The organism is Undibacterium sp. FW305-107 (assembly GCF_058788535.1).
Genome location: NZ_JBYTAV010000002.1, coordinates 597,644 through 624,630, shown reverse-complemented (window position 1 = coordinate 624,630; position 26,987 = coordinate 597,644). Strand labels below are relative to the sequence as shown.

Annotated in this window: 25 protein-coding genes; 2 read left to right on the top strand and 23 right to left on the bottom strand. The window is 49.3% G+C overall.

Annotated features, from left to right (window positions below; genetic code table 11):
* Nucleotides 1-27 precede the first annotated feature (27 nt).
* The 4 genes from AC3WQT_RS06890 to AC3WQT_RS06875 form a co-directional block, all read right to left on the bottom strand.
* Nucleotides 28-1,098 carry a sulfotransferase family protein gene (locus tag AC3WQT_RS06890; RefSeq protein WP_492703038.1) on the bottom strand — a complete coding sequence of 357 codons (1,071 nt, stop codon included), beginning with the start codon at nucleotides 1,096-1,098 and terminating at the stop codon, nucleotides 28-30.
* A 60-nt stretch (nucleotides 1,099-1,158) separates the two neighbouring features.
* Nucleotides 1,159-2,169, bottom strand: coding sequence for a hypothetical protein (locus AC3WQT_RS06885; RefSeq protein ID WP_492703037.1), 1,011 nt, complete (start codon nucleotides 2,167-2,169; stop codon nucleotides 1,159-1,161).
* A 20-nt stretch (nucleotides 2,170-2,189) separates the two neighbouring features.
* The gene (gene cysC, locus AC3WQT_RS06880; RefSeq protein WP_492703035.1) at nucleotides 2,190-2,894 is read right to left on the bottom strand and encodes an adenylyl-sulfate kinase; all 705 of its coding nucleotides are present in this window, start codon (nucleotides 2,892-2,894) and stop codon (nucleotides 2,190-2,192) included.
* A gap of 63 nt (nucleotides 2,895-2,957) precedes the next feature.
* Nucleotides 2,958-4,703, bottom strand: a complete 1,746-nt coding sequence (locus tag AC3WQT_RS06875) for a methyl-accepting chemotaxis protein (protein ID WP_492703034.1) — start codon at nucleotides 4,701-4,703, stop codon at nucleotides 2,958-2,960.
* Between the two features lie 426 nt (nucleotides 4,704-5,129).
* On the opposite strand from AC3WQT_RS06875, the gene AC3WQT_RS06870 reads away from it, so the two are divergent.
* Entirely contained in the window at nucleotides 5,130-5,462 is a 333-nt protein-coding gene (locus AC3WQT_RS06870) for an Mpo1-like protein (RefSeq protein WP_492703032.1), read from the top strand.
* Between the two features lie 110 nt (nucleotides 5,463-5,572).
* Here the strand turns inward: AC3WQT_RS06870 and AC3WQT_RS06865 are convergent, their stop codons facing one another.
* The 11 genes from AC3WQT_RS06865 to AC3WQT_RS06815 form a co-directional block, all read right to left on the bottom strand.
* Entirely contained in the window at nucleotides 5,573-6,007 is a 435-nt protein-coding gene (locus tag AC3WQT_RS06865) for a GNAT family N-acetyltransferase (protein ID WP_492703031.1), read from the bottom strand.
* Nucleotides 6,004-6,447 carry an acyl-CoA thioesterase gene (locus tag AC3WQT_RS06860; protein ID WP_492703030.1) on the bottom strand — a complete coding sequence of 148 codons (444 nt, stop codon included), beginning with the start codon at nucleotides 6,445-6,447 and terminating at the stop codon, nucleotides 6,004-6,006. Before AC3WQT_RS06860 ends, AC3WQT_RS06865 begins: the two co-directional genes overlap by 4 nt.
* A 5-nt stretch (nucleotides 6,448-6,452) precedes the next feature.
* Nucleotides 6,453-7,349: an alpha/beta fold hydrolase gene (locus AC3WQT_RS06855; RefSeq protein ID WP_492703029.1), complete on the bottom strand. Its 897-nt coding sequence runs from the start codon at nucleotides 7,347-7,349 to the stop codon at nucleotides 6,453-6,455.
* 32 nt (nucleotides 7,350-7,381) lie between these two features.
* A complete protein-coding gene (locus AC3WQT_RS06850; protein ID WP_492703028.1) occupies nucleotides 7,382-8,281 on the bottom strand; it encodes an SDR family oxidoreductase in 900 nt (299 codons plus the stop codon).
* Nucleotides 8,282-8,327: 46 nt separating this feature from the next.
* The gene (locus AC3WQT_RS06845; RefSeq protein ID WP_492703027.1) at nucleotides 8,328-9,260 is read right to left on the bottom strand and encodes a glutathione S-transferase family protein; all 933 of its coding nucleotides are present in this window, start codon (nucleotides 9,258-9,260) and stop codon (nucleotides 8,328-8,330) included.
* Nucleotides 9,261-9,293: 33 nt separating this feature from the next.
* The gene (locus AC3WQT_RS06840; RefSeq protein ID WP_492703025.1) at nucleotides 9,294-10,304 is read right to left on the bottom strand and encodes an NADP-dependent oxidoreductase; all 1,011 of its coding nucleotides are present in this window, start codon (nucleotides 10,302-10,304) and stop codon (nucleotides 9,294-9,296) included.
* A 7-nt stretch (nucleotides 10,305-10,311) separates the two neighbouring features.
* Nucleotides 10,312-11,562: a serine hydrolase domain-containing protein gene (locus AC3WQT_RS06835; RefSeq protein WP_492703024.1), complete on the bottom strand. Its 1,251-nt coding sequence runs from the start codon at nucleotides 11,560-11,562 to the stop codon at nucleotides 10,312-10,314.
* Nucleotides 11,563-11,683: 121 nt separating this feature from the next.
* Nucleotides 11,684-12,151 carry a PaaI family thioesterase gene (locus AC3WQT_RS06830; RefSeq protein ID WP_492703023.1) on the bottom strand — a complete coding sequence of 156 codons (468 nt, stop codon included), beginning with the start codon at nucleotides 12,149-12,151 and terminating at the stop codon, nucleotides 11,684-11,686.
* Nucleotides 12,148-12,930 (bottom strand): SDR family oxidoreductase, encoded by a 783-nt coding sequence (locus AC3WQT_RS06825; protein ID WP_492703132.1) that lies wholly within the window; start codon nucleotides 12,928-12,930, stop codon nucleotides 12,148-12,150. Before AC3WQT_RS06825 ends, AC3WQT_RS06830 begins: the two co-directional genes overlap by 4 nt.
* 105 nt (nucleotides 12,931-13,035) lie before the next feature.
* Entirely contained in the window at nucleotides 13,036-14,853 is a 1,818-nt protein-coding gene (locus tag AC3WQT_RS06820) for an acyl-CoA dehydrogenase (protein ID WP_492703022.1), read from the bottom strand.
* Between the two features lie 90 nt (nucleotides 14,854-14,943).
* Entirely contained in the window at nucleotides 14,944-16,122 is a 1,179-nt protein-coding gene (locus tag AC3WQT_RS06815) for an acetyl-CoA C-acyltransferase (RefSeq protein ID WP_492703020.1), read from the bottom strand.
* Nucleotides 16,123-16,527: 405 nt separating this feature from the next.
* Here AC3WQT_RS06815 and AC3WQT_RS06810 point away from each other — a divergent pair, with 405 nt between their 5' ends.
* A complete protein-coding gene (locus AC3WQT_RS06810) occupies nucleotides 16,528-18,192 on the top strand; it encodes an MFS transporter (RefSeq protein WP_492703019.1) in 1,665 nt (554 codons plus the stop codon).
* A gap of 72 nt (nucleotides 18,193-18,264) precedes the next feature.
* On the opposite strand, the gene AC3WQT_RS06805 is transcribed toward AC3WQT_RS06810, so the two are convergent.
* The 8 genes from AC3WQT_RS06805 to guaB all read right to left on the bottom strand — a co-directional run bounded on the left by AC3WQT_RS06805 (nucleotide 18,265) and on the right by guaB (nucleotide 26,957).
* Entirely contained in the window at nucleotides 18,265-19,167 is a 903-nt protein-coding gene (locus AC3WQT_RS06805; protein ID WP_492703018.1) for an LD-carboxypeptidase, read from the bottom strand.
* Nucleotides 19,168-19,174: 7 nt separating this feature from the next.
* A complete protein-coding gene (gene tadA, locus AC3WQT_RS06800; RefSeq protein ID WP_492703017.1) occupies nucleotides 19,175-19,732 on the bottom strand; it encodes a tRNA adenosine(34) deaminase TadA in 558 nt (185 codons plus the stop codon).
* Nucleotides 19,732-20,175 (bottom strand): 6-carboxytetrahydropterin synthase QueD, encoded by a 444-nt coding sequence (gene queD, locus AC3WQT_RS06795; RefSeq protein WP_422941532.1) that lies wholly within the window; start codon nucleotides 20,173-20,175, stop codon nucleotides 19,732-19,734. Before queD ends, tadA begins: the two co-directional genes overlap by 1 nt.
* A gap of 6 nt (nucleotides 20,176-20,181) precedes the next feature.
* On the bottom strand, nucleotides 20,182-20,817 hold the full coding sequence (gene queE / locus AC3WQT_RS06790) for a 7-carboxy-7-deazaguanine synthase (RefSeq protein WP_492703015.1): 636 nt from the start codon (nucleotides 20,815-20,817) through the stop codon (nucleotides 20,182-20,184).
* Nucleotides 20,818-21,361: 544 nt separating this feature from the next.
* Nucleotides 21,362-22,324 (bottom strand): heme-binding protein, encoded by a 963-nt coding sequence (locus AC3WQT_RS06785; RefSeq protein ID WP_492703013.1) that lies wholly within the window; start codon nucleotides 22,322-22,324, stop codon nucleotides 21,362-21,364.
* A 471-nt stretch (nucleotides 22,325-22,795) separates the two neighbouring features.
* On the bottom strand, nucleotides 22,796-24,388 hold the full coding sequence (guaA, locus tag AC3WQT_RS06780; protein WP_492703012.1) for a glutamine-hydrolyzing GMP synthase: 1,593 nt from the start codon (nucleotides 24,386-24,388) through the stop codon (nucleotides 22,796-22,798).
* 3 nt (nucleotides 24,389-24,391) lie between these two features.
* Complete coding sequence (locus AC3WQT_RS06775; protein ID WP_492703011.1) at nucleotides 24,392-25,441, bottom strand: GGDEF domain-containing protein; 1,050 nt, start codon at nucleotides 25,439-25,441, stop codon at nucleotides 24,392-24,394.
* Nucleotides 25,442-25,496: 55 nt separating this feature from the next.
* Nucleotides 25,497-26,957 carry an IMP dehydrogenase gene (guaB, locus tag AC3WQT_RS06770; protein ID WP_492703010.1) on the bottom strand — a complete coding sequence of 487 codons (1,461 nt, stop codon included), beginning with the start codon at nucleotides 26,955-26,957 and terminating at the stop codon, nucleotides 25,497-25,499.
* Between the last annotated feature and the right edge of the window lie 30 nt (nucleotides 26,958-26,987).

The following is a 26,987-nucleotide window of genomic DNA, read 5'->3' as shown; positions in this document are numbered from 1 at the left end:
TCGAAACAACCTCTTCATTTTTAATTTCTATGCATGCACAGGCAGGCGCTGGTTCAGACTTGCCAGGTAATCTGCCCTGAAGCGGCGCAAGACATAGTCCTTGTAATTGTCATGCTTCAGGCTATCCCAGGCTTCTACCCTGCCTTTGCTGGATTTGTCCTTAGCTGCTGCAAGCACTTCTGGACTTAACTCCAGACTGGCATCCGTCATCATTTCATAACCATACAGTTGCATGAATTCTTTGGTCAGGCTTTCTATGACTTCGATTTCCTGCATGCTCAATTGCTGCTTGAATTTATCCTTGTTTGCCATGACAGGCGGGAAACGGTTGGTTGCCCATAAGGCTGACATTTGAGAAATTTGTTGTGCCTCGCTGGAATGGGTGACATCCAGCATCTCTGGTAAAAACTGTATGCCAAAGAAATCGCAAATCGCCCTTAGTACTGTTTCCTGGTTACTTAAAAAATCTTCATAACGTATGGTCAGCACTCTATCTGGGTGGAGTTTGACAATATCGCGCGACAGTTGATGAGCTTCCAGCCAGGCCATGGCATTCAAAGTCGAATCATAATCATGAATAATTGCCTTGTTCATCGAAGCAACCTGCGCCCTTGGGTCCCTGACCACATTCAGGAACAGCATATTTGGGAAAAGCTGCAAAAGCTCCTCAGCATAATGCACGCTATCGAGTGATTTATCCATGACGATACTGGCATGATGGTGCTCACCAGTGCGTAATAACAATTCCCACAATATCCTGTGGACACTGCGTTGATCATTCTTGATAGACTCAAACACATCCACCGGATCAAATACCATGCCTTTCCATTTCACCATGCTGGCGGCCTGCAAACCGATGACATCAACGACGAGCCTGAAGTAAGATTCATCATCGTTCAAATCGCCATAGCGCGGTACCAGAGGCATGAAATCGACAATATGCAAGGGATAAGGCGAATAAAATTCCTTGCTGTTATTCAGGCGCAGACGCAAGGCATGGCTGCCGCAGCGGCGCAAGGGTATCATCAGGACGGGGGTCGGTCGCTTACTGTCAGTAGCCACTTTTTTTACACTTGTCACACTATCTGATTCTGCCATGATGCTCTCCCCGTGCTTGAAGGTACGAATCTGGAAGATCCAGCTTGCTATCCTGTCAGATCAGGACAGACTGAGCTGAGGTTTTTCCATTTTGTCGAAATAAGCTATAAAAGCTTGAATAAAACCATCTACATCTGATGCGGGTAAATTGTTGATGCCCCCTGCACCACGTCGCCCACCACCTGTAGCGAACGTTGCGCAAAATTGACTGGCCGGGCAATTATCTGCATCACCCGAGCGTATGCTGACAACATAACTGCCATCTGATTTTGCGGTCAGCACCGCGAAAGATTTTCCGCGCTGCTCTTGCGTCAATTGATTTGCCAGAATGCCTGAGACTCTTCTGGCCCATGCCTGTGCAGGCAAGATATAGATGGACGTTAATTCACTTTGCCTGTAAGCCCGCAAACCTTGCATGAATGCCATATCACTGGCATAGGCACTACGCAGCACTACAAATTGCGCAGCCCCATTCAAAAAATCAAAGGGGTCAACATACTCATGTACAGCCAGGTACAAAGCAGCAGGGTGAAAATGCAAATCATCCACTGATTCGCCATAAGCGTTGTAGTTGAGCAAAGTACCAAGCTCTTGCAACTGGTCGCGTTGCGATTCATTCAGGCCAGCGTCGCTTGCCATCGCAGTTGCGACTGCCGGCAAGTTATCACCATAAGCCGCCACTACGGCCCACTTCCAATGCTGATGGTTCAGATGGCGATTGACCAGAATACTGCTGCATACATCGGCAGCCATGTCGCAATGCAAATGCAGATGTTCATGCTCAAAGGCCTGTGCTGCATTGTGATGATCGAAGTAAGTAATTTCTGCACCGGCATTAAGATGCTTGCGCAATGCTGCAATATTGCTGTCAAGTGAAACATCCAGAACTGTCACTCTGTCACCTGATTTGGTAGCGAAGCGACTCAGCAAATCAATATCCCGCTTGGCACCAGTGATCAGTTCTGCAGCACGGGGCTCAGCCAGTCTGAGTTGGTGCAAGGCGCAAATGCCATCGGCGTCACCATTAAACACATCATAGGCTTGCACTGAATAATTGATCTCGGCTGACATGAATTTTCCACTATTTATCGCTATTTGATATAGCATAATCCTATCAGGTGTTTGTAGAGTTTCTCTGCCGCTTCCTCTATGGTGTGTTGCTCAGAATTGATTTCAAGGTCAGGATCCAGCGGTGCTTCGTATGGAGCTGAAACGCCGGTAAATTCAGGGATTTCGCCTCTGCGGGCTTTGGCATACAGGCCTTTGGGATCGCGCCTTTCGCAGACAACTCCTGGGGTGCTGACATGTACTTCGACAAAACGCTCTTGCCCTATGATTTCTTTCGCCATTGCCCTGTCATCGCGAAACGGTGAAATAAACGCAGTGATGGCAATAATCCCTGCCTCATTCATGAGATGCGCGACCTCAGCGGCCCTGCGTATGTTTTCGCGTCTGTCATGGGCAGAAAACCCCAGGTCGCTATTCAAATGATGTCTCAGGTTATCGCCATCGACAACAAAGCAACAATGACCACGTTCCAGCAATATTTTTTCCAAAGCATAGGCCAAGGTAGATTTTCCTGCTCCACTCAAGCCGGTCAGCCACAAAGTAGCCGGGCTTTGGCGCATCAAGCGTTCACGTGCATTGGAATTGACAACACCGTAATGCCATTTGATATCCACTCCACTAGTGTGGGGGCTTTGCACAAAACGGCCAAATTGCGTTCTGCGCTCTACCCTGACCGTCGTCTGCTCAACTTCAGGCTTGCTTTCCAATATGCTCGTATTCGCTTGCATATGTTGCTCCTGGCACTGTTACTGCCTCTGGTTTTACTACGGTGTCCAACTTGATTCAGTTCATTAAAACTCTTCCCAATCAGCATTGCCTGGTTGAGAATTACTGTTCGCATTCGCCACACGCTTAATCTGTTTCACAGCACTTTTATTTTTATCCTGCGGTGCGGCTTTCTTTATCAGTGGGACAATTTTCTTATCAGCCATGACAGGCTCGCGCCAAGCAGGCTGAGCATTTTTCTCAGTCGCCAGTTGGAAGGTGCTGACCAGTTCAGACAAGTCATCCGCCTGATTTTGCAAAGCCGTAGCGGCAGCAGCAGCTTCTTCCACCAAGGCAGCATTTTGCTGGGTAACGTCATCCATCTGCACGATGGCTTCATTGATTTGTTCGATCCCTACAGTTTGCTCCTGGCTTGCCAGCATGATCTCACTCATGATGCCGGTAACACGCTTGATGCTGACCACAATTTCATCCATGGTCAGCCCAGCCTGATCGACCAATTTGGCCCCGATATCAACTTTTGTGACCGAGTCATCAATCAGATGCTTGATTTCACGCGCAGCCTCGGCAGAGCGCTGAGCCAGATTCCTGACCTCGGTGGCAACCACAGCAAAACCGCGACCTTGCTCACCAGCACGGGCAGCCTCTACAGCGGCGTTCAAGGCAAGAATATTGGTTTGAAAAGCAATGCCATCGATAACACCGATAATGTCAACAATCTTGCGGGAAGAAGTATTGATGGAACCCATGGTCTGAACAACTTCAGAAACCACAGTACCGCCCTTGACAGCAACGTCAGAGGCAGATTGCGCCAGGAGATTGGCCTGCCTGGCACTGTCGGCATTTTGTTTGACGGTCGAGGTCAGCTCTTCCATTGAGGATGCCGTTTCCTCCAGAGACCCAGCCTGTGCCTCGGTACGGGAAGATAAATCCATATTGCCTGAAGCAATTTGCCTGGACGCGGTAGCGATCGTATCAGTACCTGAACGCACCATACCAACAATGTCTGCCAATCCTTTTTGCATTTCATGCATGGCATGCATGAGACTATGTGTGTCCTTATCAGCAAGGTTGATGGGTACAGACAAATCGCCCGCAGCAATTCTTTCGGCTATTTGCACTGCATGGCGTGGCTCGCCACCCAATTGTTTCAGCAAACTCCTGACGATGAGCCATGCTGCCAGCATGCCAACCAGCAAGGCCGCAACACCAAACATGTACATGAGTTTTTTCGCGTCGGTATAATCTTGCTGTGCCTGAGCGATGGCCTCAGAATTTTGTTTTTCTTCATCAGAAATAAATTCATTCAGCAAGTCCCACCATTTCTTTTGTATGGGACGAAATTCGAAGCGCAACAATTTATAGGCTTCATCACCTTGCTTATTGACGCCCAGCTCCGCGCCTTTAGTGATAAAAGGTTCTGATAATTTTGCCTGATCCCTGATCTTACCCAGCAAGGCAATTTGCTCTGGCGTGGCATTTGGGTCCGCTCTCAGCATCTGCGTGAGTTTATCTTCAGCCTCAGCATATTTCTTATTTTGTGCGGCTATCCTTTTCACTTCTATCTGAATTTCTGCTTCGTCTGACAATAAAATGAGATTGCGCAAAGCCAGCGCCCGTTCGGTCACGGTGAGATACATGGTTGATGCCAGTTTGGACTGTACATTATTGACGTTGGCGATTTCTTCGAGACGCTGATGCATCTTCGCCATGTAAGTTGTTCCCAGCAACAGGACAACCAGCAACAAACTCAAAACCAAGCCAAAGCCAGTAATAAGGCGGGTGGAGACTTTCGAATTCTCGATGTTCATGATTCCCCCAAAAACGTTGTCAGCGGCAAAAATGTTTGACTTGGTTTGAATGCTCAGGGCTTGCATAAGTTTGTTCGACAAACTCATATTGCCACACGAATTTTAATGCCACAAGGAAATTATTAAAAATTGTGTCTTTAAATAAAGCTTTTAACTTCAAACACTTATGCCATTAAATATAACTATCACAAGACCATGCTTAGTAGCAAAAATCATATATAGTTATTTCTTAAAGATATATCAACTTGCATAATAGTAGATATTTTTACAATGTCAATATTGCAATTTACCATTATTTACGCCGCCGCAATGGACAATTTGATAAATCATTTGAAGATTTAGAAAAATACTCACATCAAGTTGATACTTGTCCTAACATATCTGTACAAAGCTATTGAGAGATACGGAAGCGAGAGGGAGACAAAAATGGCGGAAAAATATACTGATTTTTCAACGTTTTATGCTTTTTACCTGACTGAACACAGTAATAAAACTTGCAGGCAATTGCACTTTCTTGGAAGCAGCCTGGTGATTTTGAGTATCGCCACCTTTATCGTTACCGGCCATGCTGGATATTTACTGGCAGCCCCCATCTGCGGCTATGGCTTTGCCTGGATAGGTCATTTTGTTTTCGAAAAGAACCGCCCGGCCTCGTTCAAACAACCGTTATTCTCTTTCATGGGGGACTGGGTCATGTACTGGCAATTACTGAGTGGAAAAATCAGTTTCTCCCAGCAAGACGAGGCGCGTAAAGCTTGAAGTAAAAAATGCCGCCCTGTCACATATGCAGAACGGCATTTAATATTGACAGGAACTCAGCAAAATTATCCCTTAACGCAATTGAGGCTGCTTTGCCGTAGCTCATTCAATCAGGTGAAATGATAGGCCATGCTGACATGGGGAATGCCAGCCTCTTCAAAAATTTCACCATCACGGGCAAAACCTTCCTTGAGATAAAAATTTTCTGCGGACTGTTGCGCGTTCAAACGCACCGCTGGCTCCCCTCTTGCCTGCGCTTCCACCATCAAAGCCCGCAGAATCTTTGCACCTACACCCAAGCCACGTGCCGTTGCCAGCACAGCCATGCGACCAATATGTGCATCAGGTAAAAGGCGGCCCGTTCCCACTGCCTTGTCATTTTCATCGTAAGCAACTGCATGCACACATTGCGCATCAGCAGCATCCCACTCTAATTCAGCAGGGATTTTTTGTTCAATGACGAAGACTTCATAGCGTATCGCCTGGGCATCTTTTTGCAGAGTAGCCCAGTCAGCAATAACCAGGCGGAAGTTTTCAGTATTCATGTTCGGGTATCGGCAGGCGCTTGCGTTTCAAAGGATGAAATTATCGCACGCCATGCATCTGTGACGGCAACTGCCTTGCGTTTTTCCGTATCGGCATAGACATACACCAGCTCACCGGATATCAAATGGTTTTCACCAAGATAAATTTCGAGGATGAACTGCAAGGAAGATCTACCGATACTGGCGCAACGCACGCCTATATCCAGTTCATCATCAAACCTGGCAGGTGCCATGTATTCAATGGTGGATTTGCGGGCAAACAACTCCTTGCCCTCGGCTGCCTGGGCAATTACATTCGGCAAGCCAGTAGCACGCCAGTATTCGGTAAAGGCTACATCAAAATAATTGAGGTAATTGCCATTGAAGACGATGGCCTGCATATCAACTTCTGACCAGCGCACCCGCAAGCGGTGAAAGAAAGCAAAATCTGCTTTGGCCATAATCCCTAACTCTGCAAAAATTGACGGATAAGACGGTTAACACGTTCGGGCTGTTCATGGATAACCCAATGTGAACCCTCTGTAATGCGCTGTATCTGAATGTCATCAACAAAATTCTCAATACCATCCAGCAAGGTCTTGGGCAAGGCCTTGTCGTTTTCACCCCAGATGACGCGGGTAGGTACTTTCACCTGGAAGTCAGCCGGGTTCAGATTCAACTGCAAAGGCCCCGGATTTTTGTCCGTCGGCGGATGCAGTGGCGAAGCGCGGTAATAATTGACACCACCAGCCAAACCACGCGCCCAACACGCATGATAAGCAGCCTGAGTCTCTGCATCAAACCAGCTTGCCTCACCCTGCCCCATGCCATTGAAGAAGCCATCCATGAGGGCAAAATCATCTTTGGCGAGTGCCTCTTCAGAACCAGGATTGCGCAGCCAGTTCATATATTCACTGGAAGTTCTTTGCGCAGGATCGGTCGCCAATGCCTGCATGAATAGATAGGGATGCGGTGAGTTGATGATGATCAGCTTTTCAAACAAGGCAGGCAGGGCAATCGCCATATTCCAGCATACCGCACCACCCCAATCATGCGCGACGACTGTGGCTTGCTGATAATCGAGATGGGCAATCAGCAAACGTAAGTCATCGACGATATGCCTGGCCTTATAGGCAGCAACATCAGTCGGCATGTCTGACAGATTGAAACCCCGCAAATCCGGTGCCACGGCAAAATAATCCTGTCCAAACTCAGCTAGTTGAGCCGACCATTCGTACCAGAATTCTGGAAAGCCATGCACGAACAAGATCAATGGCCTGCCCCGCTCGCCCGCACTGGCAAAATGCAGGCGGGTTCCATTGTCCAACGTGGCAAACTGATTGCTTAGTATCTCTGCTGTCATCAATGCTTCTCCTTGATGCTTGAAAGTGGTAATCAGGCCTTGAGCTTGGCTCTGAGCATGTCACGGATATGCGGCGCTGCCTTGTAAGGATCACCAGGATTGCGTTGCAGGACGATGTCTTCCATGCGTTCCTGCACATTACCCAAAGCGCCAGGATGAGAAAAGATGTAGAACTGCTCATCAGCAATTGCCTTGAAAGTGTTTTCAGCCACTTCTTCAGCGGTCACCTTGCCAGAATTAACAGCCTTGTCTGACATGGCCTGAGCTGCTCTTTGGCTGGCGGTTGGCGCAGAACCTGGCACATCTTCAGGACGATTTCTATGGGACTGTGAAATACCGGTAGGTACGAAATAAGGGCACAGTACAGAGGCGCCTATCGGTGCCTCAACCAGTTTTAAATCCTGATACAAAGATTCTGACAGAGATACAACTGCATGCTTGGAGACGTTATACACACCCATGGTCGGCGCATTGAGCAAACCCGCCATGGATGCCGTGTTGACGATATGCCCTTCAAATTGTGGGTCTTTCTTTGCGCATTCCAGCATCAGGTTGGTGAAGATGCGCACACCATGAATGACACCCCAGAGATTGACGCCTATGACCCAATCCCAGTCAGCCTGGGTGTTTTCCCAGATCAAACCACCGGAACCGACACCAGCATTATTGAATACCAGATGGACAGCACCAAATTTTTCCATGGTGGCGTCAGCCAGGGCCTGCACCTCTTCTGCATGGCGTACATCGCAACGCATGGCCAGCACTTGTGCTCCTTGTGCTTCCAGCTCGGCCCTGGTTTTATCCAGGGCGTCTTGCTGCACATCAGCCAGCACCAGCTTCATGCCCAGGCGTGCACCAATAATCGCAAATTCACGGCCAAAACCGCTGGCACCACCGGTGATTACGGCTACTCTGTCTTTGAATACTTTCATGTTGTCTCCTGTATGTAATTTATTAAACTTGTTTATTCTGATTCAGTTATTTTGCGCGTTTCATCTGGAACCCTACACGTGGGAAATGCACAACCACAGTTCCAGCCCGTTCATCTGCACGACGCACGGCCAATTCATTTTCGCTGGCAATCACCAGTTCCCCCACGACAGGGTCCAGCGCATAGTCAGTCGGCATGATGGCAACCTGTTCGCCCAGCGCTATGCCATGACTGTCAACGAAGTTACGACCATTCGTATCAAAACCCTGGGCATTTTTGGCGATGTCCAATGCTTCTGCACTGCTCAGCGCTTCAGACTGGTGATGCCCGAAAGCGGCTACCTGCTCCATCCATTTCAAGAGTTTTGGATACGCGTCGAAAACAGGATTGATCGCTGGCGCCAGTCGTATCAGCCACAAAGCCTGATACACAGAGAAATCAGCAATGCTGGCGTGCGTACCCAGCAGAAACGGCGCATCGCCAATGAGCATATTTTCCAGGCGACTTAAGTATTCTAAAAGTTGCCCTTTGGCTTCGCCCATACTGGTGCGTGGCATATTGCCACGCATGGTGGCACGGTCTGCGCTGAAGGCCTGCAATTCTTCAGCACTGATATTACCGAATATGGAAGGAATGGCTGCTGGCTGAAATGCATAGGGGATTGCTGTCCAGAACAGCGTAGTATCCGCCCATTGCGCCAGGTTGCGTGCAAGGCCGTTGATGGCAGCCGGGTATAGAGCAGGTGCAGGCGATCTTTTTTCAAGCACCTCGGCAATCAGGGATGTATCACAATAAATATCTGCGCCGATTTGCAGTATCGGCGTACGTCGGTAGCCACCTGTCAATGCCGTCACATCCGGCTTGGGCATGATGATGGGCACCGTTACAGACTTCCACTTCAATTGTTTGAAACCGAAAATCAAGCGGATTTTTTCTGAAAATGGAGAAATCGCAAAATTATGGAAGATAAGATCGGACATGATTGCTCTGTGCTCCTTTGGTTTAGACAATGACTAGATCAGCTTCACCAACTGCTTGCCGAAGTTCTTGCCTTTCAGCAGGCCAATGAATGCTTCTGGTGCAGCAGCAATGCCTTCAGCAACAGATTCGCGGAACTTCAGTTTGCTGGTCGCAACCAGGCCACCCAGTTCTTTCAAACCTTGCGGCCACAAATCCATGTGCTCAGAGACGATGAAGCCACGCATGGTCAAACGCATGGTCAGAAATACGCGGGCATTCTTGATACTCAACTGCTCACCGTTATAACCGGCAATCAAACCGCACAGGGCGATACGGCCAAAGGCATTCATGCGTGCCAGGCTGGCGTCAAATATTTCACCACCAACGTTTTCAAACACAGCATCAATACCATCCGGTGTCGCTGCAGCCAGATCAGCTTCCAGATTACCTGCCTTGTAATCGATACAGGCGTCAAAGCCCAGCTCATTGACCACGTAAGCACATTTATCTGCGCCGCCAGCAATACCGACCACGCGGCAACCCAGTTGCTTACCCAGTTGACCAACTACGCTGCCCACTGCACCACTGGCGGCAGATACCACGATAGTTTCGCCTGCCTTGGGTTGCATGATCTGGGTCAGGCCATACCAGGCTGTCAGGCCGGGCATACCAACTGAGCCCAGGTAGGCAGATAAAGGAATATGCGTCGTATCGACTTTACGCAACAACAAGCCATCAGACACGCCCATTTCTGACCAGCCCAGCATACCTATGACTTTGTCACCCACATTGAATTTGGCATTCTTGCTGGCGACCACCTCACCCACGGTACCGCCTATCATGGTTTCACCTATGACTTGCGGCGCGGCATAGCTCTTGGCGTCTTCCATGCGGCCACGCATGTAAGGGTCAAGCGACATATAGTGATTGCGCACCAGTAGTTCGCCATCCTTGAGTTCTGGCACAGCCAGGGATTCAAGGCGGAAATTTTCTGGCACAACCTGCCCTTTGGGGCGGGAAGCCAGTACGATACGCTGATAAGAAAGTTGAGAATTAGTAGTCATGATTTGCTCATTTCATCAAGTGATTTGCCAAAGCCTGGAAGGCGCGGTAAGTGACAGGGTCAGTCGCACCATTGGCAGCAATGGGATGGGAAGAAAATTTAACGATGACCATTTCAGCCACCGGGTCGATGTAAATACGTTGTCCGTGTATGCCACGGGCTTCAAATGTCTGGTGGCTGTTATGCCCTACCCACCACATATTGCGGTAGGAATAACCGGGCAAGGTGGCATAACCTGCCTTGGAAAATTTGGCCGGGTCAGCGCCCTTGCGTATATCTTCTACTGCAGCGGCAGGAATGATTTGCTGGCCATTAAATTTGCCATTCAGGCGCATCATTTCGCCAAAGCGTGCCATGTCGCGCAGTGTCAGGTTCAGGCCACCTCCGCCTTGCTCTGTGCCTACACTATCCACAGAAAAATAGGCATCATTTTCGGTACCCAGTTTTTGCCAGATACGTTCAGACAAGAGATCGGACAGATTTTGCCCGGTAGCGCGCTTGACTATCCAGGCCAGCACTTCCGCATTCACGGTCTTGTAGGCAAAGGCTTCATCATGCTTGCCTTCTTTTTTCAATTTCACCAGGAAATCATAAAAAGTTTTAGGCCCGTCATAAGTTGGTACTGTCGGCAGCAGGCCTCCTGACCTGGCGTAGTCCCAGACTTCAGCTTTAGGATCAGCGTAATTTTCAGAATACTGGACACCTATGGTCATATCCATGACTTGGCGCACAGTGGCATCACCATAAGCGGTGTCTTTAAGTTCGGGAATGTATTGCGTAACAGGCGCACTGGGATCGAGCTTACCTTCCGCAGCCAAGGTCGCTGCCAGCGTACCGACAAAGGATTTGGTAACCGACATGGCGATATGCGGCAAGTAAGTTTTCGTAATACCAAGGTAGCGCTCGTAAACGATCTTACCCTTGTGCAGCACCAATATGCTGTCGGTATAAGTGCGGGCCTGCATATCGGTCCAGCCAATCTCGCTGCCCTTTTCATCTGCAAACCGCAGTTTATCGAGATCACGCAAAGCTATAGGCAAAACTGAAACAGGACCAGCGCCATGCCAGATATTGCTGGTCGGCCCCAGTTCACGCCCATGCGAAAACGACCAGCGGGTGCGAGGGAACTGATAATTGCTGCCGTTGCCAAACTTGATGAGCTTGTCAGGCGCAGGCGGGAAACCTTGCATCCAACCCATTTTTTGTGGATCACTTGCCTCTGCGTCAGGCAAGGCAGTTTGTGCCAAAGACGTGCTCATAAATGGTCCACAAATTAAAGCTGAAAAAAGTACTGCAAAATGAAAGGCGAAGCGGCTCTGCTGCATATTGGTCTCCATTTATTTTTTTATAGGACTTGCAGAAACGACGTCAATTTTTTAATCAGTCACTACCGTAGAGCTTTTTCATATTCTCGCCAGACTTCAAACGTCGCAGATATTTGAATGTGCCCATGGCTTTGGCAATCAACTTATCACCATTCCAGACCTCACCTTCGCAAAAACACATAGTGGTAGATTGATGGAACGCCTTGCCCCGCGCTTCCATGCGGCCACCCGGTACACCGCCAGGTTGCAGGAAAGTGGTTTTCATTTCTACCGTGACGACACCCTTGAGGTCACTACTCATTGAGCGGCCAGCCATGGCCATGACCACATCCAGCATGGTCATGATCACGCCGCCGTGGGCAATTTGCCAGCTGTTCATATGGCGCCCGGTCAAATCCAGCGCCAGGCGTGCCTGACCGTTTTCCATTTCCAGGAATTCGACGCCCAGGTCATGCAAAAAAGGATTCAATACCGGCGTTGGTTGCGCAATGGGAAGCATCGCAGGAGACGTGGCCTCTGTCATACAGCAGATACCCCACCATCTACTGCCAGGGTTTGGCCTGTTATATGTTTGCCGGCATCGCTGGCAAACAGCATGGCCACGCCCTTTAAATCTTCATCATCACCTATGCGTTGCAAAGGCGCTTCTTTGGCAAGTTTTTCTTCGCCCAGGTTTTCCAGTATTCCCTTGGTCATTTTGGAGGGGAAAAATCCCGGTGCAATCGCATTGACCGTAATGCCATGCACACCCCATTCACCAGCCAGGGTACGGGTGAAGTTGATGACCGCAGCCTTGGAAGTGTTATAGGCAATCGTCTGCATGGTGCCTGGTGCATTGCCAGCCAGGCCAGCGATAGAAGCGATATTGATGATGCGACCATACTTGCGCGGTATCATGGAGCGCTTGCCAACTGCCTGCGAGATCATGAAGATACTGCGGATGTTCAGGTTCATGACCTTGTCCCAGGCATCAACTGGATAATCTTCCGCCGGTGCACCCCAGGTAGCGCCTGCATTATTGATGAGGATATCGATATGTCCCAGACGGTCCAGTGCCTCGTCTACCAGCGGTTGCACTGCAGCTTCTTTCGATAGATCAGCAGCAATTGCGCTGGCATCAATGCCGCGGCTTTTCAGGTGCGCGACGGCTTCATCCAGGTCAGATTGCTTGCGTGAAGACAAAACAACTTTAGCGCCCTGCTCACCGAGCGCTTCTGCCATTTGCAGGCCCAGACCACGCGAGCCGCCAGTGATCAGTGCCGTCTTGCCATGCAAATCAAATAATTGTTGTACGGTGCGAATTGCTTTGCTCATTTTTTTGTCTCCAGTATGTGCGGCCACCACCTGTCTGCGCAGACAGGAAGGACATCGCTTATTATGTGTTTTTGATTATTTCAAGACTATGGTTCAGAACCAGGCATCCTGCATCTCGAAAGTCGTCATATCGATATTTGACAACAAATCCAGTTGTGGATGGACGCGTGGTAATTCCCAGTGGAAGAAGTATTTACAAGCCTGCAGTTTGCCTGCATAGAAATCAGCATCATGATGATTTTCTTTATTCAGGCACAAGGTAGCTTGCTCCAGCCACATCCAGGCAATCACGGCATGGCCAAATACTTCCAGATAAGCTGAGGCATTTGCCAGAGTCTTGTTGGTATCACCAACTCCATGCAATTGCTGGGTTACGCTGGCCAATCTTTGCAATACGCGTGCCAGTGATTTGGTATAAGCCAGCAATTCAGGGTGCGCAGCAGCCCTTGCCAGGGTCTTGTGCATGATTTCGCCCAGCGCTTCCAGCGCCGCGCCATCTTGCATAACGACTTTGCGACCCAATAAATCCAGGCCCTGTATGCCGTGCGTACCTTCGTGGATGGGATTAAGGCGATTATCGCGGTAAAACTGTTCTACATTGTATTCACGGGTATAACCATAACCACCATGCACCTGTATCGCGAGATTATTCGCTTCCAGACACCATTGCGAAGGCCAGGATTTGGCGATAGGCGTCAATATTTCCAGCATCTGCGCAGCATGGGTACGTGCTTCCGGCGATGGCGCGGTACGCTCTTCATCAACCAAACGGGCGCAGAACAAATTCAATGCGAGGCCACCTTCGACATAAGCTTTTTGTGCCAGCAACATGCGTTTGACATCGGTATGTTCAATGATAGGAACCTGCGGTGCTGCCGGGTCTTTGTTCAGCGGCGCCCGTCCCTGCGGGCGGTTACGGGCATAGTCCAGCGCATGCAGATAACCGGTATAACCCAGCATGACTGCACCCAGGCCGACACCTATGCGTGCCTCGTTCATCATGTGAAACATGTTTGCCATGCCACGGTGCAAGGTACCCACCAGATAACCTATCGCACCTGCTTTGCCTCCTGGCTTGAATTTTCCTTCACCAAAATTCAACAGGCAATTGGTGGTGCCGCGATAGCCCATTTTGTGATTCAGGCCAGCCAGCACCACGTCATTGCGCTCCCCCAGGCTGCCATCGGCATTCACCAGTTTTTTGGGTACGATGAAAAGTGAAATGCCTTTGACACCAGGTATCAGCTTGCCATTTGCATCCGGCACTTTGGCAAGCACCAGATGCACGATATTCTCGGCCAGCTCATGCTCGCCGGCCGATATCCACATCTTGTTACCGGTCAGTCTATAAGTGCCATCTTCTTGTGGCTCTGCTCTGGTAACGATATCAGACAGGCTGGAACCAGCTTGCGGTTCAGACAAACACATGGTGCCAAAGAAACGGCCTTCCAACATGGGTTTGACGAAGGTTTCTATTTGCTCAGGCGTACCGCATTTAAGCAAGGTATTGGCATTGCCTATGGTCAGGAAGGGATAAGATGCCGTCCCGACATTCGCTCCTTTGAAGTAAGCAAAGCCAGCTTTTTCAACGACGCAGGGCAACTGCATGCCACCGACATCAAAGTCCTGCCCTGCCGCCATCAGGCCCGCTTCGCAAAATGCTTTCAGGGCCGTCTTCACTTCAGGAATCATGTGCACTTCTTCGCCATCGAAGTGCGGCTCCTGCTGGTCATTTTTTTTATTGTGGGTAGCGAACAGATCAGTCGCTATTTGTTCGCAGGTATCAAGGGCGGCATTGAAAGTTTCGCGGCTATGGTCGGCGAAACGTGGCCTCTGATTCAGTGATTCTACGTTCAGCCATTCATACAGCATGAATTCGAGGTCACGGCGGGAAAGAATTTTAGATTGCATGGCTTTATCTGGACAAAAGAGATGAAATACCCATTTTGCCCGGACTGCATGACAGCATCATGCAGTCCGGGCACCTGACATGCATCCAGCTTAGACTACTTCAAACAAGCCTGCAGCGCCCTGGCCGCCGCCAATACACATGGTGACAACCACATATTTTGCACCACGGCGCTTGCCTTCTATCAGCGCATGACCAGTCAGACGCGCGCCAGATACGCCGTATGGATGGCCCACAGCAATCGCGCCGCCATTGACATTCAATTTATCCATAGGGATGCCGAGTTTGTCTGCACAATACAAGACTTGTACGGCAAATGCCTCATTCAATTCCCACAAGCCTATGTCTTCAACTTTGAGGCCAGCTTTTTTCAATAATTTTGGAATGGCAAAGACCGGACCTATACCCATTTCATCTGGCTCGCATCCTGCAATCGCAAAACCACGGAAAATACCCAATGGTTGCAGGCCCCTGGATTCTGCCAGTTTGCTGTTCATCAGGATGGCAACAGATGCACCGTCAGAGAACTGACTGGCATTGCCAGCGGTAATAACACCACCTGGCACTGCAGTACGGATTTTAGAGACGCCTTCGAGCGTGGTATCAGCACGTATGCCTTCATCGGCGGAAATAGTGACTTCCTTGGTAACCAGCATGCCGGTCGCTTTATCTGCAACGCCCATGACAGTCGTCATAGGTACGATCTCAGCATCAAACAGGCCTGCAGCCTGGGCAGCCGCAGCGCGCAACTGGCTTTGCACACCGTATTCATCCTGACGTTCGCGTGGGATACCATAACGCTTGGCGACGGTTTCTGCTGTTTGCAACATGGGCCAATAGACTTCTGGCTTGTGTTGCTTCAACCAGGTTTCAACGATCATGTGGCTATTGGCTTCGTTTTGTACGCAAGAAATAGATTCAACACCGCCTGCCGCATAGACATCGCCTTCACCTGCGATGATTCTCTGTGCAGCCAGAGCAATCGTCTGCAAGCCGGAAGAACAAAAACGATTGACTGTCATGCCAGCTGTGGTCACAGGGCAACCTGCGCGCAAAGCGATCTGACGGGCAATATTGCTGCCAGTCGCGCCTTCTGGCGTGGCGCAACCCATGATGACATCTTCCACTTCACCTGCCTCAATTTTTGCGCGGGTAATGGCTGCATTCAGCACATGGCCGCCCATGGTGGCACCATGCGTCATGTTGAAGGCACCTTTCCAGGATTTTGCCAGGCCGGTACGAGCGGTGGATACGATAACTGCGTCAGACATGTAGATCTCCTAGTTAATATAAGTATGTGTACAGGCTGGAACTGCTGATACCATCATAAGTAGTAATTTGTCCTTTGCAAATCAAGATACAGGAACAAACTTCCATAGCCCTTTTTGCTTGAATCGAATTGCTTTAAGAACACATGGATCAAGCTCAAAAACTAGAATATCACATTTTAGTACGACCGTTCGTAAATTTATTTCATCCAATTCTACTCTTCAATATTGCTCTCCTTTACATATTGAACGTATCTCTTTCGTAAGTTTCTGTAAGTTTGGAGCAAGCATGCCGTAAGTTTCAGCTTGCACACTTTGCTTGCAATAAAAATTATGTCGGAAATGTGATTGTGTGTTTTTGACCATTTTTTTAGCAAACTTAATATACTTAAAATACAGGAGACAAGCATGGCGACAGCACCTATCGCAACGTCAGGCGGCATGACATCCGAAGAACGCAAGGTTATTTTTGCGTCTTCTCTGGGCACCGTCTTTGAATGGTACGACTTTTATCTATACGGCTCACTCGCATCCATCATTGCCAAACAGTTCTTCGCCGGCACTGACCCCAATACTGCCTTCATCTTTGCTTTGCTGGCATTTGCGGCAGGCTTTATCGTACGTCCCTTCGGCGCACTGGTATTCGGCCGCCTTGGCGATATGATAGGCCGCAAGTACACCTTCCTGGTCACCATCCTGATCATGGGTGCCTCCACCTTCTGCGTGGGCCTGCTACCCAACTACGCAACGATAGGTATCGCCGCACCGGTTATCCTGATCACTTTGCGTATTTTGCAAGGTCTGGCGCTCGGTGGTGAATATGGTGGTGCTGCAACTTATGTGGCGGAACATGCGCCACACGGCAAGCGTGGTGCCTTCACTGCATGGATACAGACTACAGCTACGCTGGGCCTGTTCTTGTCCCTGATGGTGATTCTGGGTACACGTACTGCAATTGGTGAAGAAGAATTTGCCAGCTGGGGTTGGCGCGTTCCTTTCCTGGTCTCGGTTTTCCTGCTGGCAATTTCAGTCTGGATCCGCTTGTCCATGAATGAATCTCCGGCTTTTGCAAAAATGAAAGCTGAAGGCAAAACTTCCAAGGCGCCTTTGACAGAATCCTTCGGCCAATGGAAAAACCTGAAGATCGTTATACTTGCATTGCTGGGTCTGACAGCTGGCCAGGCAGTAGTCTGGTATACGGGTCAGTTCTATGCCTTGTTCTTCCTGCAGCAAACCCTGAAAGTGGACGGTCCGACTGCCAACATTCTGATTGCAGCATCGCTGGTCATTGGCACACCGTTCTTTATCGTATTTGGTTCTTTGTCCGATAAGATCGGCCGCAAACCTATCATTCTGGCAGGTTGTCTGATTGCAGCAGTGACTTACTTCCCTATCTTCAATGCATTGACTCACTATGCCAACCCTGCACTGGAAACTGCATTGAAAAATGCGCCAGTCGTGGTAACTGCAGATCCGGATGATTGCCAGTTCCAGTTCAATCCTACCGGCACGAAGAAATTTACTTCTTCCTGCGATATCGTGAAGGCCAAACTGGCAGCTGCTTCAGTCAACTACTCGAACGAAATTGCTGCATCAGGAACAATTGCCTCCGTTAAAGTCGGTGAAAAAGTCATTACCTCCTACAACGCCAAAGGTTTGCCAAAAGACGAAGCCGCTGCAAAAGACAAGGCTTTCTCCAAAGATCTGGCTGAAGCAATTAAAGCTGCAGGCTACCCTGCCAAAGCTGACCCTGCTCAAATTAACAAGCCTATGGTTTTGCTCTTGCTGGTCATCCTGGTTCTGTATGTCACTATGGTTTACGGCCCTATCGCAGCCATGCTGGTAGAAATGTTCCCGACCCGCATACGCTATACATCGATGTCCCTGCCATACCACATTGGCAATGGCTGGTTCGGTGGCTTGCTGCCAACCACGGCATTTGCGCTGGTTGCCTTCAAAGGTGATATTTACTACGGCCTGTGGTACCCAATCATCATCGCCTCAGCGACATTTGTCATTGGTCTCTTGTTCATCAAAGAAACCAAAGACAACGATATCTATGCAGCTGATTAATTAGTAACCAAGAAGTACGAATAAGAAAGCCCGCTCGTCAGTTTGACGAGCGGGCTTTTTAAATATGGAAATTCACAAAGAGTAGTGCATATTCAAACTTGCCTGCCCCTGGTTCACATTCAGTTGCGCATCACTACCAACCACCAGGCTGGCACGGGTCGAAGTATGACCAAATGGCAAACCAGTGATGACCGGCACATCGATCAAACTACGGATGTAAGCAAGCATGGCATTGAAGTCGTAGCCGTTATCATGCGCAGCCAGTTTGTAAGCAGAAAAGTCGCCGAGTACAATGGCTTTTTGCTTGCTCAGCACACCGGCAAAATGCAGTTGCAGCAACATGCGCTCTATGCGGTATGGGTGTTCACCGATATCTTCCAGGAACAAAATGCCATCTTCAAGCTCTGTCCAATAGGGTGTGCCAACCGCATGCGTCAGCATGGCCAGGTTTCCCCCCCATAGTTTGCCCTGCACATGCAATACTTGGCCCGCTTCAGTTTCAAATTCAACTGTGTGCGTAGTATTGCCGACACATGCCTTGAATTGCTGCAGCGTATATTCAACTGGCTGTTCGCGTATGTAATCATCGCATAACATAGGGCCGGCAATACTGGTACGGCCACGTGCCAGCATTGCCAGATGAACCAGAGTGAAGTCACTGTAACCGACAAAACACTTGCCGCTGTTTGCCAGTAAATCGAAATCAAGCAAGGGCATCAGCCTTGACATGCCATAACTACCACGCAAGGCCATCACTATCTGCACATCAGGATTCTGCGCAGCTTCATGAATCTGCCTGGCACGCTCTGCGTCAGTCGCACCAAAGCGCTGGAACTTGGCATCAGCCTGATAATAACTATGCACCCTAAACCCCTGCCCGGCCAGACGCTGCAAGCCACGTTCAATCAGGCTGTCATCCAGAGGCGCTCCACTGGGGGCAATAATGGCGATGGTTTGCACGCTTTGTTCAGGCATGGTGTGTTCAATCTTGTGTGGGGAAGGTGTTGCTATTGTTGGCAAGCAGTTTCTTTTGTGCCGCTGTTGCACGCCTGTGAGCAAAAAAATCCCTCAACAAGCTGCCGCATTCGTCTGCAAATACACCGCCAGTCACTTGCGTGTGATGATTCAATTGCCCATGTTCAAACACATTCAACAATGAACCTGCCACACCTGTCTTGGGGTCACTGGCTGCATAAATGACGCGCGCCAGTCTGGCGTGCATCATCGCTCCTGCACACATCATGCAAGGCTCAAGAGTAACGTAGAGTTCACATCCAGGCAGACGGTAATTACCGATTAACTCAGCCGCTGCGCGCAGGGCCATGATTTCGGCGTGGGCAGTTGGGTCATGTTTGCCGATGGGGCGGTTATAACCACTGGCGATGATCACGCCATCCTTGACGACTACGGCACCGACTGGCACCTCACCCTCTTTCCAGGCCAACAGGGCTTGCTGGTAGGCCGCCTGCATGAACTGGACGTCACGCAGGCTCTGCTGGTTCTGCTCACCGTACGGTGGCAGATTTTGCTCGTCGGCCATTATCCGTCTATCTCTGCCCAGCAATTAGGTGTTTCGTAGAGGGTAACCTTGGTCAGTTCCAGGGTACGCCCAAATCTGCCGTGATAAACCACTTTCAAAATATCGAAGGCGATCTTGGCCAGATTTTCTACTGTCGGTACGCGATCTATCACCACAGTCTTGTGGCCTGGCAGCTTTTCCAGGAAATTCTTGATGATGTAGTCCTTCTCGTAGACGATGAAGGAATGGTCCCACAAGTTCACCAGATGCTCATTGGCCAGCGCCTTGATATCACCAAAATCCATGATCATGCCGTTATCCGACTCGCCATCCTTCTGGACGACATCGCCAGTCAAGGTAATTTGCAAGGTATAGCGGTGACCGTGCAAATTTCGACACTGGCTGCCGTGATCGGGAATACGATGACCTGCATCGAATTCCAACTTTCTGGTAATCGTTAACATGAAAACTCAAGGAATCTGTAATAGTTTATGGGTTTGCAAACTGAGCTTCCATTGCGGATGCTGTTTGCAGAATTCAACTGCGAGACGCAAATTATCGTCTCTTAAAGGGCCGTCCATGGCTTGTACAAAGTAATGTTCAAAATCAAGATTTGCATATGCCGCCATATCCTGACCAAACTGCGGGATCACCACTTTCAACTCACTGCCCTTGCGTACAACCAGTTCTGAGCCCATTTTAGGGCTGACACAAATCCAGTCCACGCCTGCAGGAACAGGCAAAGTGCCATTGGTTTCTATGGCAATCTCAAAGCCAACTGCGTGCATGGCATCAATCAGGACGGCATCAAGTTGCAACAGAGGTTCCCCCCCTGTAAATACCACATACTTACTTGCAGTATAGGACACTGGCCACAAAGCGTTGATCGTCGCAGCCAGCGCTTCAGCCTGCTTGAACTTGCCACCACCCTCGCCGTCCGTACCGACAAAATCGGTATCACAAAACTGGCAAACCGCAGTTGACCTGTCCTCCTCCCGTCCCGACCACAAATTGCAGCCAGAAAAACGACAAAACACCGCCGGGCGTCCGGCATGATTGCCCTCACCTTGTAGAGTATAAAAAATTTCTTTGACGCTATAAGTCACGTCTTATTCCCGCATGATTGTCAGCAGCGACTTAAAGGCTGCATAGGCAAGGCTTTTGACAAAGCCATTCTCTTTTACAGCGCATGAAAAATACACTGCATGAAATTTTAACGCGTTTTTGGAACGCAAAAGGGGCACATGATACCACGGAGCAGCTTGTTGGCCTTCTGACTTCAATGAAGTCCCGGCACAATCAGTTAAGCTTTTTTGTATTTTTACAAAAAAGACATTGCATTTATCAAACAATGCGCTTCATTGCCTCTGCAAACTGTTAGGCGTGCGTTGGGATGATCGGAGCAATTAGAGTATGCACTTGCATTGCATCATCTATCTTGACATGCTTTAGAATGGTCGAATTGACCATACATCATTGAATGTTGAAGCCTGGAGAAGCAGTTTGATTTCTTCCAAAATCTTTAGCGCTGTTCACGATGAAGTTCTCCGGCAAGCTTATTGCTGCGTAGATGCCGAGCGGCCCCACTCTTCCGAAAACGCAAAGCAAGTCACTTGCTTTGCGCAATCTTCCAAATAGACTGGTGCAGTACTAGCTGATTTTTTCCAAGGTATTGATACTAATATGCGGCCACTCAATCTTGCCTGGCTTGCCATCAGCGCGAGGGAAGAATTCCAGCATCACAATCTGCGAATACTGCAGCCGCATCTTAGGTTGATTATTACTATCCAGAATTTCCTGTATCCAGAACATGGACTTCATGGTGGCCGCATTAGCCTGCTTCACCACGAAAGGCGTATTGTGAATGCCGCCAGTCTCAATGGCGGCATCCACAGTCAAAATTGTGGTTTTTTTGATATTCACTCCTTGATTTGCTGCATTGAGCAAGGCATTTGGCAAGGTGGGATCAAACAGGCCCTGAAACAAATGTGTATGAAAATGATTGTAAGGCGCCAGATAAGGAGATGTCAGACTATGCGGGACGCCTATAGGCAAGCTATTCACTTCACGAATCACGGGTGCTCCGGCAATTTCGGTATGTTGCCCCAGTGCCAGTACCGAATCCCCGTGAGGGATACTGGATATACGAGCGATATCATGTCCAGTCGAGACATGATTGGCCATATGCAGCCATAAGCCAGGTTCAAAATGGATAGCAGCTCCAGGCTTGCCAGCCAGACCACTGACAGGAAAATCCTCAGCAGCGATCTGTGTGATGGATTGCTGATAGCGCAAAGCAGCCAGAAACTGATCTGAATTCACAGGACCATTCGCAGTCTGGCTGATACCGCGGTTGGGCACACCCTTATCCACCAAAGTAAAGTCAAGCTCTTCGTTATACTGATTCAATAAAAGCCGGAAGTCCGTTTTAGCTGGCGCAGGTGCTATAAATGGCAAGGCGATCATGTTCCAGCCATGTCCTTCCAGACCATTCACATTGCGCCACTTGCCTGCCAATAACTTAAGTGGACCAAGTTCATCATCTGTAATGCTGGCTTTACTGATTGTACGGCCCTGTACTTTCATGGCCGTAAGTTGCTGGCTGCTGAGCATGGTGAAACCCTTTCCGGATTTGGTTATAGAATTGCCCGCTTCTGTAACTGATGCGCCTCATTTCAATAGAAAAACCAACAAATGGGACGCTTTGTTGTACAGCAAATGTCGTACAAATCAACGTCAAATTCGAATTTGGCACCTCAACTTTTACGAGCAAATCATTTTATCAATCCACGCACAGAGTATTATCTTTTTTAATAATAAATTTAATAATTAAATTATCAAAATTAATAGATTTTTTGAAATCTATTAATTTCAAAATGAAGCTCAAATAAATGTTACCCATGAATAACAAATAAGCATAGAAGTGACATATGTCGCTAAATATCTTCAGAGTTACACATACATGTCTCAATTGACTATCTAGTCAGCACTGGGACGCACCCAGTTAAAAACACAAAAAGCCCGCAATAATGCGGGCTTTTTGTGTTTTGTGCTTTTAGCTACCTGATGCTGCCAGACCTGAAATCATTCCCATTCTATCGTCGCAGGCGGCTTGCCTGAGATGTCATACACCACGCGGTTGATGCCGCGTACTTCGTTGATGATGCGGTTGGATACCTTGCCCAACAGCTCATGTGGCAAATGTGCCCAGTGGGCTGTCATGAAGTCCTGGGTCTGTACTGCGCGTAAAGCAACTACGTATTCATAAGTGCGACCGTCACCCATGACGCCTACGGATTTGACTGGCAAGAACACCGCGAATGCCTGGCTGGTGGCGTCGTACCAGCTTTGCAGTTTTTCTGCATTTGGATCAACCATGGTGTTACGCAGTTCTTCGATGAAGATAGCGTCAGCACGACGCAACAGGTCGGCAAACTCCTTCTTCACTTCACCAAGGATACGCACACCCAGGCCAGGGCCAGGGAAAGGATGGCGGTAGACCATGCTGTGCGGCAGCCCCAGGGCTACACCAAGCTTGCGCACTTCATCCTTGAACAGTTCACGCAGGGGTTCCAGCAATTTCAGATTCAGGGTGTCGGGCAAGCCGCCGACGTTGTGATGGCTCTTGATGGTGTGCGAGCCTTTTTTGCCTTTGCCAGCACTCTCGATAACGTCAGGGTAAATCGTGCCTTGCGCCAGCCATTTGGCATTGCTGAGTTTGCCAGATTCAACCTGGAAGACTTCGACAAATTCGCGGCCTATGATCTTGCGTTTGGCTTCCGGATCAGTAACACCGGCAAGGTGACCCATGAACTGTGCTGTTGCATCAACGTGGATGACTTTGACACCCAGATTATTGGCAAACATTTCCATGACCATCTTGCCCTCATCCAGACGCAACAGGCCATGATCAACGAATACGCAGGTCAATTTATCGCCTATGGCACGGTGTATCAGGGCGGCAGCAACACTGCTGTCCACACCGCCAGACAAACCAAGAATGACTTCATCATCACCGACCTGGGCGCGAATGGAAGCAACGGCCTCGGAGATGTAGTCAGGCATGTTCCAGTCAGATTTACAGCCACAGATCTCATGCACGAAGCGGCTGAGGATAGCCTCGCCCTGCAGTGTATGCGTGACTTCCGGATGGAATTGCACGGCGTAAAAACGGCGCTCTTCATCTGCCATCGCAGCAATCGGGCAGTTATCTGTGGAGGCCATCAGTTTAAAGCCTGGCGGCATTTCATTGACCTTGTCGCCATGGCTCATCCATACCTTGAGCATGCCATGACCTTCTGAAGTAACAAAGTCATTGATTTCTTTGAACAGGGCTGTATGGCCGCGTGCGCGCACTTCGGCATAGCCAAATTCGCGTACATGACCGTTTTCGACTTTGCCGCCGAGTTGTTCTGCCATGGTTTGCATGCCGTAGCAAATACCCAGCACTGGCACACCAGCCTCAAATACGGCCATAGGTGCGCGGGGAGTATCGCCTTCGGTTACGCTGCTGGGGCCACCGGACAAAATAATACCGGCAGCACCATAATTTTTGATGAACTCATCGCTGACGTCATACGGATGAACTTCAGAAAAAACACCTGCATCACGAACGCGGCGAGCGATCAATTGCGTGACTTGGGAACCAAAATCAAGGATAAGAATTTTTGAGTGCATAAATCAAATTATCATGTCAGGTTGTGCAGGCGTGGCCTGGACAACACAATTGTTTCCTGCATTTCTGGCGGAAAGCAGGGCTTTTTCTGCGAGGCTAATTAAAGTTTCTGGTTCGGCATCCGGGAAAAGATCAGTTGAAGCGGTACCGGCGCTGATCGTTAATGGCGTATCCACGTCATTCATTTTTTCGGGGTGCATAAGTACGGAAGCACGTATGCGCTCCCCTACTGCTGTCACTACCAGGTGTGAGGCACCTGGCAAGACTACCAGCAATAAGTCAGTACCAAAGCGTCCCAGTGCATCAAATGGGCGCACACAAGAACGAATCCGGCTGACGGTCTTCACCAGTATCATGTCGGTAATGGCGATGCCATGCAAATCACGCAAATGCTCCATCTGATCCACACTGGCAATCAGCAAAGCAAGTGGCTTCATCGCCTTGGAACAGCGCTCCATTTCCAGCTTCAAAGAACGGATGATGGCAGACTTGTTCCACGTCCCCAGCAAAGGGTCGATCAGCGAGTCACGCTTCAGATTACGGTTTTGTTTGATGACTTCGAGTTGCGATTGGTACAAGGCACTGAAAGCCATTTCGCGTTCAACCATGGAGGCAAGATCAGCGAGAGATTGCCTTTCTTCATCATCGAGATCACGTGGCTGATAATCGATCAGGATGACGCTGCCAATCAATTGGCTGCCATGATCAAAGATGGGGTGAGAAGCAAAGAAACGTATGGATGCCGGGCCTGCGACCATGGGGTGCTTACCCAGATGCTCATGCAGGCGCAAGTCAGGTATGACCAGGATTTCGTCTACTGGTGGAATTGCATCACAGAATTCGGCTTCCATGTTGGTAATGGAATGCACCAGATGATCAAACCTTGGCACCAGCTTGCCAAAACTGACCAGGCAATTGGCAACTTTGAACAACTTGATACCAAGTCGTTCAAAGCGGCCTATGCGCAATTCCATCCTTTCCGAAACCATGCGCTCAAAACCCGAACTGATAGGTGTCGTTGTCGTTGGGCCGGAACGATCTAAGTTCGTTGACATTCCACTCTCCAGGCATCCTCAATTCGGGTCATGCTTCTCAAGCGCTTCTCAGACATTAGTCAGCACGGTAATTTGGTGCTTCTTTTGTGATTTGCACGTCATGAACATGTGATTCACGCATACCAGCAGAAGTAATTTCTACGAATTCAGACTTGGTATGCAAGTCGTCTATTGAAGCACAACCACAATACCCCATGGAAGAACGAACGCCACCAACTAATTGATACAGGATAGCGAGAACGCTACCTTTGTAGGGCACGCGACCTTCTATGCCTTCAGGAACCAATTTGTCGGCATTATTGGCAGCATCCTGGAAATAGCGGTCAGCGGAACCATCTGCCATCGCACCCAGACTACCCATGCCACGATAAGATTTATAGCTACGGCCCTGAAACAGGATTACTTCACCAGGCGCTTCTTCAGTACCGGCAAACATACTGCCCATCATGACCGTGGATGCGCCAGCAGCCAGCGCTTTGGAGACATCACCAGAGAAGCGTACGCCACCATCAGCGATACAAGGTACGCCAGTGCCTTTGAGCGCATTGGCCACATTCGCAATCGCGGTAATTTGCGGCACACCCACACCGGCAACAATACGCGTAGTACAAATAGAACCAGGGCCGATACCAACCTTGACTGCATCTGCACCATGCTCAACCAGCGCCAGCGCAGCAGCAGCAGTAGCAATATTGCCGCCGATGACTTCAATATGCGGATAATTGGTCTTCACCCAGCGTACACGATCCAGCACGCCTTTGGAATGCCCATGGGCAGTATCAACAACGATGACATCAACACCGGCCTTTGCCAGCAAGTCGATACGCTCTTCATTATCAACACCCACGCCAACAGCTGCGCCTACGCGCAATTTACCCTGATCATCTTTGGATGCAAAAGGATGTTCTGTTGATTTTTGGATATCTTTTACAGTAATCAGGCCACGCAGCTCAAATGCCTCGTTGACAACCAGCACACGCTCCAGGCGGTGCTTGTTCATCAGTCGCTTGGCTTCTGCCAGATCTGCTGTTTCATTGACGTAGACGAGTTTTTCACGTGGCGTCATTTTGGCGCGTGCCTCTGCGTCCAGCTCTTCTTCAAAACGCAAATCGCGGTTAGTGATAATGCCAACCACTGTTTTGCCTTCAACTACTGGGAAACCGCTGATGCCGTGTTGCTGCGACAGCGCAATGACCTCGCGGATTTTCATGTTAGGCGGGATGGTGATAGGATCACGCAATACACCGGATTCAAAACGCTTGACCTTGGCAACTTCGCGGGCTTGCTCTTTTGCCGTCAAGTTTTTGTGGATAATACCGATACCACCTTCTTGAGCCATGGCAATTGCCAGACGCGCTTCAGTGACCGTATCCATCGCAGCTGATACCAAAGGGATATTCAGATTGATGTTGCGAGTCAGTTTAGTCGCAAGAGAGGTATCTTTAGGGAGTATGTTCGAGTATGCAGGGACGAGTAGCACGTCATCGAACGTGAGTGCTTTTTGGAGTAAACGCATAGTATTTCCTATAGGCGCAAAACCGAATTA